14 protein-coding genes are annotated in these 14,464 nt (G+C 34.5%); all 14 read left to right on the top strand.

From position 1 onward, the window contains the following. The first annotated feature begins 53 nt into the window (after positions 1-53). The 14 genes from rplS (at position 54) to codY (ending at position 14,419) form a co-directional block, all read left to right on the top strand. On the top strand, positions 54-398 hold the full coding sequence (rplS, locus tag SPD48_RS13225; protein WP_336258602.1) for a 50S ribosomal protein L19: 345 nt from the start codon (positions 54-56) through the stop codon (positions 396-398). A 221-nt stretch (positions 399-619) separates the two neighbouring features. After that, complete coding sequence (lepB, locus tag SPD48_RS13220; RefSeq protein ID WP_336258601.1) at positions 620-1,186, top strand: signal peptidase I; 567 nt, start codon at positions 620-622, stop codon at positions 1,184-1,186. A gap of 8 nt (positions 1,187-1,194) precedes the next feature. Further along, entirely contained in the window at positions 1,195-2,046 is an 852-nt protein-coding gene (ylqF, locus tag SPD48_RS13215; protein ID WP_336258818.1) for a ribosome biogenesis GTPase YlqF, read from the top strand. 71 nt (positions 2,047-2,117) lie between these two features. Beyond that, on the top strand, positions 2,118-2,897 hold the full coding sequence (locus SPD48_RS13210) for a ribonuclease HII (protein ID WP_336258600.1): 780 nt from the start codon (positions 2,118-2,120) through the stop codon (positions 2,895-2,897). Between the two features lie 14 nt (positions 2,898-2,911). Next, on the top strand, positions 2,912-4,615 hold the full coding sequence (locus tag SPD48_RS13205; protein ID WP_336258599.1) for a hypothetical protein: 1,704 nt from the start codon (positions 2,912-2,914) through the stop codon (positions 4,613-4,615). Then, positions 4,612-4,878 carry an EscU/YscU/HrcU family type III secretion system export apparatus switch protein gene (locus tag SPD48_RS13200; RefSeq protein ID WP_336258598.1) on the top strand — a complete coding sequence of 89 codons (267 nt, stop codon included), beginning with the start codon at positions 4,612-4,614 and terminating at the stop codon, positions 4,876-4,878. The genes SPD48_RS13205 and SPD48_RS13200 overlap by 4 nt, the downstream gene beginning before the upstream one ends. A 109-nt stretch (positions 4,879-4,987) precedes the next feature. After that, a complete protein-coding gene (sucC, locus tag SPD48_RS13195; RefSeq protein WP_336258597.1) occupies positions 4,988-6,160 on the top strand; it encodes an ADP-forming succinate--CoA ligase subunit beta in 1,173 nt (390 codons plus the stop codon). 87 nt (positions 6,161-6,247) lie between these two features. Further along, a complete protein-coding gene (gene sucD / locus SPD48_RS13190; RefSeq protein WP_336258596.1) occupies positions 6,248-7,150 on the top strand; it encodes a succinate--CoA ligase subunit alpha in 903 nt (300 codons plus the stop codon). A gap of 117 nt (positions 7,151-7,267) precedes the next feature. After that, complete coding sequence (gene dprA / locus SPD48_RS13185; RefSeq protein ID WP_336258595.1) at positions 7,268-8,137, top strand: DNA-processing protein DprA; 870 nt, start codon at positions 7,268-7,270, stop codon at positions 8,135-8,137. A 225-nt stretch (positions 8,138-8,362) separates the two neighbouring features. Beyond that, a complete protein-coding gene (gene topA / locus SPD48_RS13180) occupies positions 8,363-10,441 on the top strand; it encodes a type I DNA topoisomerase (protein ID WP_336258594.1) in 2,079 nt (692 codons plus the stop codon). A 194-nt stretch (positions 10,442-10,635) separates the two neighbouring features. Beyond that, entirely contained in the window at positions 10,636-11,550 is a 915-nt protein-coding gene (xerC, locus tag SPD48_RS13175; RefSeq protein WP_336258817.1) for a tyrosine recombinase XerC, read from the top strand. A gap of 26 nt (positions 11,551-11,576) precedes the next feature. After that, positions 11,577-12,122 (top strand): ATP-dependent protease subunit HslV, encoded by a 546-nt coding sequence (hslV, locus tag SPD48_RS13170; RefSeq protein WP_336258593.1) that lies wholly within the window; start codon positions 11,577-11,579, stop codon positions 12,120-12,122. A gap of 27 nt (positions 12,123-12,149) precedes the next feature. Beyond that, positions 12,150-13,544 carry an HslU--HslV peptidase ATPase subunit gene (gene hslU, locus SPD48_RS13165; RefSeq protein WP_336258592.1) on the top strand — a complete coding sequence of 465 codons (1,395 nt, stop codon included), beginning with the start codon at positions 12,150-12,152 and terminating at the stop codon, positions 13,542-13,544. Between the two features lie 95 nt (positions 13,545-13,639). After that, positions 13,640-14,419, top strand: coding sequence for a GTP-sensing pleiotropic transcriptional regulator CodY (codY, locus tag SPD48_RS13160; protein WP_336258591.1), 780 nt, complete (start codon positions 13,640-13,642; stop codon positions 14,417-14,419). Positions 14,420-14,464 lie beyond the last annotated feature (45 nt).

Raw genomic sequence — 14,464 nt, 5'->3', positions numbered from 1 at the left:
TCCGCTACCTACTTTTTAAGGTAAGAGCATTAGTTTGGAAGGAGTGAAAGAACATGCAAGATCTAATTTCAGAGATTACAAAAGATCAATTGCGTACAGACCATCCTGATTTTCGTCCTGGTGATACTGTAAAAGTTCACGCTAAAGTAGTAGAAGGAACGAGAGAAAGAATTCAGATTTTTGAAGGGATCGTCATTAAAAGACAAAATGGTGGAATTCATGAAACATTTACAGTAAGAAAAATTTCTTACGGTGTAGGTGTGGAGCGTACTTTCCCATTACATTCACCACGTGTTGATAAAATTGAAGTTACACGTCGTGGACGAGTACGTCGCGCTAAATTGTACTATATCCGTAACTTACGCGGTAAAGCGGCACGTATTAAAGAGAGAAGATAATAAATACAAGAAAAAGGAGCTATGCTATGTGCAAGCTCCTTTTTTGGTAATATAGGCGCTCAATCATTAAAAAAAAGATAATTTACAAACTATCGTCAAATTGTTTTGTTTTTACATCATTTATTTTACATTTATATGACGTTATTATAATTATTGGCAAAATCATTCTTGCTACATTACAATAATGGAAGATATAAAATGTATTAATGGAGGGGGAAAATATGTCATCCAATAGAGGTACAGATGAATCTTCGGATTGGCTGAAGATATTTATTATTGCACTCATTTTAGCATTAATAATTCGAAAGTTCTTTTTTTCCCCAATAATTGTTGATGGGCCCTCCATGCAACCAACTCTTTACGACCGTGACCAAATGATTGTTAATAAATTTATATATTATGTTAAGGATCCCGACCGTTTTGATATTGTTATTTTTCATGCATCAGAGGAAAAAGATTTTATAAAACGTGTCATTGGACTTCCTGGAGAACATGTAATGGTAAAGGATAACATCTTGTATATTAATGGAGAAAAAGTAGATCAGCCATTTCTTCACCATAATGAAAATACGCCGATTGTTTATCCGATCATCACGAATGATTTTACATTAGAGATGTTACCGGGTCACCATAATGTTATACCGGAAGGGTATGTATTGGTTTTAGGGGATAATCGTAGCAATTCAACCGATAGTCGTTCAATTGGATTAATAAGTATCGATCAAATTGTTGGGAAAACTAATCTTGTTTATTGGCCTTTTGAACGAATGCATTTAGTCAAAGAATAGGAGTGACAATAGTGATACAATGGTTTCCGGGCCATATGGCGAAAGCAAGAAGGGAAATAAATGAAAATTTAAAATTAGTAGATGTAGTTATAGAACTTGTAGATGCCCGTGCACCCCATGCTTCGCAAAATCCGATGTTGCAAGAATTAATACAAAATAAACAAAAAATTATTTTATTGATGAAAAATGATTTGGCGGATGCGGCGAAAACGGAAGAATGGGTACATTACTTTCACACCCAAGGAATAGAAAGTCTCGCAGTCAATGTAAACAATAACTCAGATATTTCTAAAGTGATTGAACTTGTTACTAGTAAAGGGATGGAGCAACAGAAAAAAAGATTGGAAAAAGGAATACAGAAGAGATCTGTTCGTGCTTTAATTGCTGGAGTTCCAAACGTGGGGAAATCTACTTTGATTAACCGGTTGGCTAACAAACGGATAGCGAAAATTGGAGACAAACCCGGTGTTACGAAGCAGCAGCAATGGATAAAGGTAAGAGAAAAATTTGAGCTGCTTGATACTCCCGGTATTCTTTGGCCAAAATTTGAGGAAGAATCCATTGGAATGAAATTAGCAGCAATTGGGACGATTAAATATGAATTAGTTCCTACTCAAGATGTTGCCGCGTTTGTCATTACATATTTAGCGGAGCATTATCCTCAATGTCTATTTACACGATATAAGCTTGAAGAGCATATCGAGATGTGGGATACGTTTGAACATATTGGTAAAAATCGAGGTGCTCTTGAAAGTGGCGGTCATGTAAACTTTGATAAAGTTGCTGATATTGTTTTGCAAGATTTCAGAACCGGAAGATTAGGAGAAATAACATTAGAAATACCGAAAGAAGGTGTGTGAGACATAAAGTCTGAACACACCTTCTTATATTATTATAAAGATATCCGATATACATAATAAGGAGATAAATCATGAATAAAACACCTATACATATATTACAAAAACAGCTTGAATCAGGACAATTTGATGAGGGAGTAGTTGATCTGCTTAGAAGCGATAGTAGAAAAGGTGTTCAGCGCCTAATTGCTCAATATGATAAAAAGCGACAAATAGAAAAACGATTGGCAGAAGAAGTTCAAAATAAATTGGCTTTTGATGATCAGTTTCGTTTGAGAGATGATTGCTACTTAGCAGGAATTGACGAAGCCGGAAGAGGACCGTTAGCGGGACCTGTTGTAGCTGCAGCAGTTATTTTACCAAGAGACTTCAAACCACTTGGTTTAAATGATTCAAAACAAATGACTGAAAAAGACCGATCGTTATTATTTGAAGCAATTATTAAACATGCAATTAGTTATTCAATCTCTACTTTATCTGCACAACATATTGATGAACTCAATATTTTTCAAGCAACTAAACAAGTTATGGGTAATGCATTAAACAGTTTACATAGACATCCTGAAGTAGCACTTATTGATGCAGTAAAATTATCGGATTTCCCTTTTTCTACACATGCGATTATAAAAGGAGATGAAAAAAGCTTAGCTATTGCAGCTGCTAGCGTCTTAGCAAAAGTCACTAGGGATAAAATAATGGTTGACCTGCATGATATGTACCCTGAGTATGATTTTAAGCAAAATAAAGGTTATGGAACGAAAAAACATCTCTTAGCATTAAAAAAGTACGGACCAACCGAACATCATCGAAAGAGTTTTTCTCCCGTTCAAAATACATATGAAAAAATGTCCTAAAGGAGGTAAAGTAATTGCCGGTTACTGAGATTTTCCGTGATCGATTTGGAGCAATCCAGACCGAACCGAAACTTATTCTAAGAAAAGGACAAATTATCCAAGGAAATATAGTGAAATTATTTCCACATAATAAAGCCGAAATTCAAATAGGGGCCCATCGATTAGTTGCTGAATTAACTACATCATTACGAGCTGGAGATAGCTATTACTTCCAAGTACAGGAAAAGGATCAACAAATTCAATTAAAAGTGCTTAGTGATTACAAAAATAATCACAGTGAGAATATCAATGATTTAGCAAGATTATTAGGCTTTAAACCGACTAAATCCATCACAAACTTAATTGAAGTATTAACAAATGCAAGAATTCCATTTGATAAAACCCAAATTGCACGTGCAGTTAATATTATTGAGTCGAATGGTTCTACTCACGAATCCATATCTTTGCTTAAAAAAATGATTCGCAACGGATTACCGATAACAGAAAATACATATCAAGCACTACATACAGCTTCAACTGAATCATTAACAAAGATAATGACAAATCTATTGCAAGCTCTTCCTGCTTCTTCACAAGGAAATGAGACGGAGCAAATTCTGTCCAATTTACTTAAGCAGTTATTAATGAAAATGGAACCAATGCCAGGGAAGCAAACTAATGCGACTGTTCCAAATGAAGTTATGAAGACTTTGCGCACATTAACAACGATGCCAAATATCAATACAGTTAATAATCATTATATTTCTGAACTAATAAGACAATTACCTAATAATCCGATTACTAATGCTCTTGAGTCCATTATTAAAAATGAAGTAGAATTAAAAGAGCAAGCTCAAAATATCCTAAAACACTATTCAGACATTAAATATGGCAGGTTAACAACAGATCAAATACCAATGGTAACGAAGGAAATAATAGACCATTTGGCACCTCGCTTACCTAAACCTGCTCAAGAAGTATTGTTTCGGCTTGTAAATGAGCCCACTCAATCAAACCAAATAGAGTTAGCTAAATTCCTTATTTCGTTAACCGAAGACCAAACATATGAAGCAGCGGTAAAAGAGGCGAAAGGGAATTTAAATCCTTTATCCATACAACGTCAGTTTATTTCATTCGCCCAACAATTTATAACAATTATGGGATTACAAGATGAAAGTATTTTAAAACATATATTTCAAAATAATGATGAACCCGAGCATTTACAGACAATAAAATCACATTTGCTCAGTCTTCTTTCGGATAATAAAGCTCAAGCAATTGAAAAGTATCAACCACTATTACATTTTATCAATGGGATGCAATTACAATCAGTTCAAGATACAAATCATTTACTTATTGCTACTTTACAGTTACCTGGAGAAAAGTTTTCATTAAATGAAGATCTTTTAATGAAATTTGAGGGGAAAAAGTCAGAAGATGGGAAGCTTGATCCTGACTTTTGTCGTATTCTTTTCGTACTGAATTTGCAAAACTTAAAAGAAACGGTTATCGATATGAATATACAAAAACGTGTAGTAACTATCACGATTTATAACGATCTTTATAAAAACTCCCAAGTTCATAAAAGTTTAACGCAACTATTAGATAATAATTTAAACCAGTTAAATTATCAGCTTTCCTCCATAAAGTGGAAAGAACTACATGAGCAAAAAAGAACAAAACAAATAAGTATACAAGACAAAATTAATCATAAAAAGGGGTTTGATTATCGAATATGAAGGAAAATGGAAAGAAGGCAGCCGCATTATCTTATGATCGATCTGTTGATATGACACCTAAAGTTACTGCACTTGGGAAAGGGTTAATAGCTGATGAAATTATTCAAAGAGCAAATGAACACGATATACCTATATTAGAAGATCCATCTTTAGTTGAATTATTAGCAAATTTAAATATAAATGAAGCGATACCAAGTGAACTATATGAAGCTGTAGCAGAAGTTTTTGCATTTATTTATCAAATGGATCGAAAATTAAGTTAATAATAAGAAAAATGAATCAGTAGAGATAATAATAGCTTATTCTTTGTGAAATTGGTTTGTTTTTATTACAATAGGATTGCAGTCAATTTTTTAAACGGAGGCATTTAGGATGAACATACATGAGTATCAAGGGAAAAATATTTTAAGGCAATATGGAGTAAATGTTCCTAATGGACATGTTGCATACTCAATTGATGAAGCAGTTGAATATGCAAAACGAATTGGCAGTGACGTAACTGTTGTTAAAGCTCAGATCCATGCAGGTGGTCGAGGTAAAGCAGGGGGCGTTAAAGTTGCACATAATTTGGATGAAGTACGTGCCTATGCAAAAGAAATCTTAGGAAAAGTTTTAGTAACCCCTCAAACTGGCCCGGAAGGAAAAGAGGTTAAACGTCTTTTAATTGAAGAAGGCTGTAATATTGATAAAGAGTATTACTTAGGACTTGTACTAGATCGTAATATTTCTAAAATTGTTTTAATGGGCTCTGAAGAAGGCGGAATGGAAATCGAAGAAGTTGCCGCTAAAAACCCGGAGAAAATTTTCAAAGAAGTAATTGATCCTGCAATTGGATTGACAGGTTTCCAAGCTAGAAGACTTGCTTTCAATTTAAATTTTCCTAACAAAGTAATTAATAAAGTAGCTAACTTAATGGTGAATCTATATAAAGCATTTATTGAAAAAGATTGTATGATCGCTGAAATTAATCCTCTTGTTACTACAAAAGAAGGCGATGTATTAGCACTTGATGCTAAGATGAATTTTGATGGAAATGCACTTTATCGTCAAAAAGATATTTTGGAATTACGTGATCTTGATGAAGAAGACCGAAATGAAATTGAAGCATCCAAATACGATCTAAGCTATATTCAGCTTGATGGTGATATCGGGTGTATGGTTAATGGTGCAGGACTTGCTATGGCTACAATGGATATTATTAAGTATGAAGGTGGTAATCCAGCAAACTTCCTAGATGTTGGAGGAGATGCGACACCTGAAAAAGTAGCTGAAGCATTTAAAATAATTTTATCTGATCCGAAAGTTAAAGGAATTTTGGTGAATGTATTTGGTGGAATTATGAAATGTGATTATATTGCACAAGGAATTATTTCTGCGACGAAACAATTTGATCTAAAAATCCCTCTAGTTGTTCGTCTTGAAGGAACAAATGTCGATAAAGGGAAACAATTATTAAATGAATCAGGTCTCAATATTACTGCAGCAGACTCAATGGGTGATGGTGCTAAGAAAATCGTGAGTATGGTAAAAGAAGCAGTAAAATAAAAATTGTTTTCTTGTTACGAAAATATAAAACTAAAATAAAACACTGGACGCAAAAGCTATTTTAGAGTCAGAAAGGACGTTTCCGGAATGAGTATTTATGTCGATAAAGATACAAAAGTAATTGTTCAAGGTATTACTGGTTCAGCTGGAATGGACCATACAGAACAGATGTTAAAATACGGTACGAAAATCGTAGGAGGAGTGACTCCAGCAAAAGGAGGCACAACTATTTTAGGTGTTCCAGTTTTTAATACGGTTGAAGATGCAGTCAAAGAAACAGGCGCTACTGTTTCAATCATCTACGTACCAGCTCCATTTGCAGCTGATGCAATTATGGAAGCAACAGATGCAGGGCTAGAATTGACTATTTGTATTACAGAACATATTCCAATTACTGATATGATTAAAGTAAAGAATTATATGGAAGGTAAAAAGACTAGATTAATTGGGCCAAACTGTCCAGGACTAATCACAGCTGATGAATGTAAAATAGGTATTATGCCAGGTTATATTCATAAAAAAGGCCATATTGGAGTTGTTTCACGTTCAGGAACATTAACATATGAAGCGGTCCATCAGTTGTCCGAAGCTGGTTACGGTCAAACTACTGCTGTAGGTATTGGAGGAGACCCGGTTAATGGGACATCATTTATTGATGTATTAAAAGAATTTAACGAAGATCCAGACACATATGCAGTTATGATGATTGGTGAAATCGGAGGTACTGCAGAAGAAGATGCAGCTAGATGGATCAAAGAAAATATGAAAAAACCAGTCGCTGGATTTATTGGTGGTGCAACTGCTCCCCCAGGAAAACGAATGGGCCACGCTGGAGCAATTATTTCTGGTGGGGAAGGAACTGCAAAAGAAAAGAAACGTGTCATGACAGAGTGTGGCATCAAAGTCTCTGAATCACCTGCTAAAATGGGCGAAACTATGATCAGTCTTTTAAAAGAGACAGGCCTTGCAGAAAAGTGTAAAACACACTAAAAGGTGAAATTGTAAGTATTTGAATGTTTTCTTAACAAAATTACTAATATTTGATAAGCTAATCTAAAGGAGAACCTATAAAAGGTTCTCCTATTCATATAGAATGGAAGTGAATAAGTGGAAGAGATCAGAGAAAGATTACTATATTTACACCGCGTTCCGCCTCTCACTCGTCGTATGATATATAAAGTAATGACATACGATGAAAGTTTATTATCCTTTTTTTCCTTTACACCTTCTGAAATAAGCCAACTTCTAAAAATTCCGATTAAAAAAGCGAATGTCATTTTCACTTGGTTGAAAGATGTCGATAAGTTAGAAGCAGCAATTAATAGAGATCAAAAAACATGTACCATATTGACAATTTTTGATGAACAGTATCCTCCTTTATTAAAAAATATTCAAGACGCTCCACTAGTATTATATACATTGGGAGATACATCCTTAAGTAAACACGTACCTTCCATCAGCGTAATTGGCACTAGAAATCCTTCCAAAACAGCTCCTAATAAATTACTCCACATTGTAGGTCCCTTATTACAAAAAAACTGGTTAGTTGTCAGTGGGCTAGCATATGGAGTTGACAGTCTAGCACATCAGCTTGCACTTCAGTATAATCGTAAAACTATTTCTATATTAGGAAGTGGGTTTGATCATATTTATCCAAAGAGAAATATTCCTTTATTTAAAGATATAGTACGAAATGGGCTTGTTATTTCAGAGTATCCTCCAAATATTGCCCCAAAACGTTATCATTTCCCGGAAAGAAACCGTATTATAAGTGGAATAAGTAAAGCGACTTTAGTGATTGAAGCGACAGAAAAGAGTGGGACGCTAATTACAGTCGAGCAAGCACTTGATCAAGGGAAAGAGGTTTATGCTGTACCAGGTTCTCCGTATATCCCTCAAACAGTAGGTTGTCATAAAATGATTCAAGACGGAGCAAAATTGGTAATGTGTGCGAATGATGTTCTAGAAGACTGGTAACAATCACAAAAAGAATTAATTCAAGATAAACCGTATAAAATAAGGATAAATGGCCTTTTTTATACATTCAATCTATTTATAAATAATCGCTATATTTGACAAAACAAATCTATCTCCTTACTATAAGTGGAGATTTGAAATTTAAAATTGACGTTATATAATCGGATTGTTATATTTCTAACTACAACTTGATTTACCTCAACTTTATAGGAGGAACGAGTAAATATGTCAAATTATCTAGTTATTGTGGAATCACCCGCAAAAGCAAAAACGATAGAACGATATTTAGGAAAAAAATATAAAGTGAAAGCATCAATGGGACATGTACGCGATTTGCCTAAGAGTCAAATGGGTGTAGATGTGAATGAACAATATAAACCTAAATATATTACCATTAGAGGAAAAGGTGAAATATTAAAAGAATTACGTAAAGAGGCAAAAAAAGCAAAAAAAGTTTATCTTGCAGCTGACCCCGACAGAGAAGGTGAGGCGATTGCCTGGCATTTAGCCCATGCGCTAAATGTGGATGAAAACTCTGAATGTAGAGTAGTATTTAATGAAATAACGAAAGATGCGATAAAAGAATCATTTAAACATCCGCGAAAAATCGATTATGATTTAGTTGATGCACAACAAGCAAGAAGGATTTTGGACCGACTGGTTGGGTATAATATTAGTCCTTTACTATGGAAAAAAGTAAAAAAAGGATTAAGTGCTGGTAGAGTACAATCAGTAGCTGTTAAAATGATTATCGATCGAGAAAATGAAATTAAAAACTTTATTCCTGAAGAATACTGGTCAATTGAAGGAACTTTCTTAAAAGAAAAAGATGACTTTATTGGAAAATTCTACGGGGTAAAAGGTAAAAAGCAAGAATTAAAAAATGAAACTGAAGTAAAGGAAATTTTGAAACAGTTAACTGACAAACAATTTAAAATTGAAAAGGTAAATAAACGTGAGAGAAAAAGAAATCCTGCCAGACCATTCATAACGTCAACACTGCAACAAGAAGCCGCTAGAAAATTAAATTACAGGGCAAGAAAAACAATGATGGTCGCTCAACAACTGTACGAAGGAATTGATTTAGGAAAAAAAGCAGGGGGAATAACGGGGTTAATTACGTACATGCGTACGGACTCCACTCGTATTTCTGAAACAGCTACCACCGAGGCTGCAGCGTACATTGAAGACAAATTTGGAAAACAGTATGTCGGTTATACAAAGAAGGGAAAACAAAAAGAAGGTGCTCAAGATGCTCACGAGGCGATCAGACCTACCTCAGTACTAAGAGAACCGGCTTCCTTAAAAGGAATTTTATCTAATGACCAGTTTAAATTATATAAGCTAATATACGAACGTTTTTTAGCAAGTCAAATGGCACCGGCTGTCATGGATACGATGACAGTACATTTAATGAATAATGGTATTGAGTTTAGAGCAACTGGTTCAAAAATTAAATTTAAAGGTTTTATGAGGGTTTATATTGAAGGAACCGATAATGAAAAGCAGGAAGAAGAAAATTATCTTCCTGATTTAATAGAAGGCGAATATGTTGATTTTAAAGATGTTAAGCCGAATCAACACTTCACACAACCACCGCCAAGATATACAGAGGCTACACTGGTCGGAACATTGGAGAAGCAAGGGATTGGTAGACCGTCTACGTATGCACCGACTCTTGATACGATACAGAGAAGAGGCTATGTGAGTCTTGATAATCGACGTTTTGTACCTACAGAATTAGGAGAAATTGTGATTGACCTTGTCAATGAATATTTTCCGGAAATAACAAATGTCGATTTTACTGCACTAATGGAGGGTAATTTAGACTTAATCGAAGAAGGAAAAATTGGTTGGATTAATATTATCGATGATTTTTACAAAGATTTTCATATCCGTTTAGAAAAAGCCGAAGAAGAAATGAAAACAATTGAGATTAAGGATGAGCCTGCTGGAATAGATTGTGAAAAGTGTGGTCACCCAATGGTATTTAAAATGGGTAGATATGGGAAATTTATGGCATGCTCCAATTTTCCAGATTGTAGAAATACAAAACCAATATTAAAAAAGATAGGGGTTACTTGTCCGTCATGTAAAACAGGCGAGATTGTGGAACGTAAATCTAAGAAGAATCGAGTGTTCTATGGATGTGATACGTATCCAGAGTGTGAGTTTGTTTCGTGGGATAAACCTGTCGGAAGAAGTTGTCCTAAATGTGAATCTTACCTAGTTGAAAAACGATCTAAAAAACAAGTGCAAATAAAATGTAGTAATTGTGACTATAAAGAGAATGTACAATCTTAATATGCATTTTAATTGACTAATGGGTAGTAGAGGAGTAATATTTCTGTTTGGGATATTATAAAAAAATTATAGTATCTCAAACATTTATTTTCGTAAGAGCAATTCAGAATTTTGTTACAATTTAGTTAAGTTTATTGAAGCTGTTTTTTTTATATGTTATGATTGAATCGTCCTTCACTATTACAATCGATGGAGTGTCTATTTTGAATAACGTTCTTAAAAAGTTTATTCAATATCTTGAAGTTGAACGAAACGCATCAGAATATACGATTACCTTTTACCAAAATGATGTTTTATTATTTTATAAATTCCTTGATACAGAAGGAATTACTGCATTAAATGAAGTTAATCCACAAACAGTTAGATTGTTTTTAACTGAATTATATAATCGTAAATTAAGCAGACGGTCAATATCTAGGACACTTTCTTGCCTAAGATCATTTTATAAATTTTTAGAAACTGAACAACTGATTAACCAAAATCCCTTTATACACGTCCCATTACCTAAGCAAAATAAACGTATTCCTAATTTCTTTTACAGTGAAGAATTGTCTGAATTGTTTGAGGTGAATGACTTAGATACACCCCTTGGCTTGAGAGATCAAGCTTTACTTGAGGTTATCTATGCGACAGGTATTCGGGTTAGTGAATGCAAAGGACTTCAATTACATAATATTGATTTTTCAATTGGAGTGTTAAATGTTCTTGGTAAAGGTAGAAAAGAAAGGTATATCCCATTTGGACAATATGCACAGGAAGCTTTACAGTCATATATTAAAGATGGAAGACCTAAATTATTGAATAAGACGAAGGAAACAACTGAGTACGTTTTTTTAAACGCTCGTGGCAATCCAATAACAACAAGAGGGATCCATTATATATTAAACAATATGATTAAAAAGACTTCTTTAACCGTAGAGATGCATCCTCATAAACTACGGCATACTTTTGCGACCCATTTATTAAATGAAGGAGCCGACTTACGTTCAGTTCAAGAATTGTTGGGACACGAGAATTTATCTTCAACCCAGATTTACACTCATGTAACAAAGGATAGGCTGAGAAATGTATATATGCATAGTCATCCACGAGCTAACCTGAAAAAATGACATCTTCTGTATAGGAGTGATGAATGATGAGTGAGCAAATGCATGCTACAACGATATTTGCCATACAACGCAATGGAGAAAGTGCTATGTGTGGTGACGGACAGGTGACTCTTGGTAACACGGTTGTGATGAAGCATAAAGCTAAAAAAGTGCGAACATTATTTAAAGGGCAAGTAATTGCAGGATTTGCTGGTTCTGTAGCAGATGCTTTTACTTTATTTGAGAAGTTTGAAGGTAAACTTGAAGAATACAATGGTAATTTAATGAGGGCATCCGTTGAACTAGCTAAGGAATGGCGGAGTGATAAAGTGTTGCGACAGCTAGAAGCAATGCTTATTGTGATGAATAAAGATCAAATGTATTTAGTTTCTGGAACAGGTGAAGTGATTGAACCTGACGATGGAATACTTGCAATTGGATCAGGTGGTAATTTCGCATTAAGTGCAGGGAGAGCTTTAGCAAAATACTCTCCGCAGTTATCAGCAAAAGAGATTGCTCAGGCGGCATTACAAATTGCTGGTGAAATATGTGTATACACAAATGGTCATTTAACTACTGAAGTTTTAACGTAATACTTACGATAGGAAGGAGTTTACTAAATGGAAGTGAATTATACTCCTAGAGAAATTTTAGAGAAGTTAGACCGTTATATAATCGGTCAGCAAGAGGCAAAAAAATCTGTTGCTGTTGCTTTACGAAATAGGTATCGCAGAATGAAGTTGGATGAGTCAATTAAAGATGAGGTAGTACCGAAAAATATATTGATGATCGGTCCTACTGGAGTTGGAAAGACAGAAGTTGCCAGACGATTAGCGAAATTAGTAAAGGCCCCTTTTGTCAAAGTTGAAGCGACTAAATTTACAGAAGTGGGATATGTCGGTAGAGATGTTGAGTCGATGATTCGCGATTTAGTTGAGATGGCAATGAGGATCGTCAAGGAAGAAAAAATGGAAGCCGTAAAAGATAAAGCTACAGAAGAAGCGAATAAAAAGTTAGTTCAACTAATTGTTCCACAAGCAAAGAAACAGAAGACAATGAAAAACCCATTTGAGATGTTATTTTCTAATATGGAAGATAATGAAACAAATCAAGAAACCGACCAACAAGAAACTGAAGTTTTTGAAAAAAGACAAAGAATTAAAAAAATGTTAGAACTCGGCGAGTTAGAAGATCAAATAGTAAGTGTAGAGATCGAGGAGCAAGCCCCATCTATGTTTGATATGTTGCAAGGTTCGGGTATGGAACAAATGGGGATGAATATGCAAGATGCGTTTGGGCAGCTACTGCCGAGTAAAGTTAAAAAACGTAAACTCCCGGTAAAAGAAGCTAGAAAAGTACTAGCACAGCAAGAAGCACAGAAAATGATTGATATGGAAGAAGCTCAGCAAGAGGCGATACATCGAGCGGAGCAAGCCGGAATAGTATTTATTGATGAAATTGATAAAGTTGTTGGAGCAGATCAACAAGGTCCAGGCGTTTCAAGAGAAGGAGTTCAGCGAGACATTTTACCAATTGTTGAAGGATCAACTGTTATTACGAAATATGGCCCTGTAAAAACAGACCATATACTATTTTTTGCAGCTGGAGCTTTTCATATGGCAAAGCCATCAGATTTAATCCCTGAATTACAAGGTAGGTTTCCTGTTCGAGTAGAATTTAATAAATTAACAGTTGAAGATTTTGTTCGAATTTTAACGGAACCTTCTAATGCATTATTAAAGCAATATAAGGCTTTATTAAGTACAGAAGGTATAAATCTTGTGTTTACAGACGAAGCTGTAAATAGACTAGCCGAAATTGCATACCAGGTAAATCAAGATTCCGATAATATCGGTGCAAGAAGACTACACACTATATTAGAAAAACTATTAGAGGATTTATCTTTTGAGGCACCAGGTATAACATTGGAAACAGTAGAAATTACTACAGACTATGTAAATGAAAAACTTAACAATATTGTAGAAGATAAAAATTTAAGTCAATTTATTTTATAAAAATCGAAAAAAAATAGAACTATAAAACAAAGAGTGTATTCTATCCCACATGGTGGTGTATAAGAATACATGAACATTAACGGAGGATGGAAGTAATGAATCTATTAGAACGAACAAGAATAATCAACGCATTATTGCAAAAAGCTGCAGGTAAACCGGTTAATTTTAATGAGATGTCAAAAACTCTTTCAGAAGTAATAAATGGGAATGTATTTGTACTAAGCAGAAAAGGTAAATTACTTGGCGTAGCAATTAATCAGGAAATTGAAAATGAGCGTATGAAAAAAATGCTTGAGGAAAGACAGTTTCCAGAAGAATATACAAAGGAACTGCTTAATATTCAAGAAACTACTGCAAATATTGATACAGATAGTATTTATACTGTTTTTCCATATGAAAATCGTGAACTTTTTCAAGATGGTTTAACGACAATTATTCCGATTATTGGTGGTGGAGAGCGACTTGGTACGTTAGTTATAGGCAGACTTACTGAAAGTTTTAATGATGATGATCTTATCTTGGCGGAATATGGGGCTACTGTAGTAGGAATGGAAATTTTACAAGGAAGAGCTGAAGAAATTGAACTAGAGGCAAGAAGTAAAGCAGTAGTTCAAATGGCGATCAGTTCACTTTCATTCAGTGAGTTAGAAGCTATAGACCATATTTTCGAGGAATTAAATGGTAAAGAAGGTTTACTTGTTGCAAGTAAAATTGCAGATCGAGTAGGAATTACTCGCTCCGTTATTGTTAACGCATTAAGAAAATTAGAAAGTGCAGGAGTGATCGAGTCTAGATCACTTGGAATGAAAGGTACGTATATTAAAGTATTAAATGAGAAGTTCTTAGTCGAATTAGAGAAAATTAGAGCGAATTAATCTGTTATAGAACCAGCCGTTTTCAATCAAGAAAACGGCTTTTTT

The organism is Pseudogracilibacillus sp. SE30717A (genome assembly GCF_037071985.1).
Lineage (GTDB): Bacteria > Bacillota > Bacilli > Bacillales > Amphibacillaceae > Pseudogracilibacillus.
Note: the sequence above shows the minus strand (reverse complement) of the source record. Positions and strands in the feature narration are given on the sequence as shown.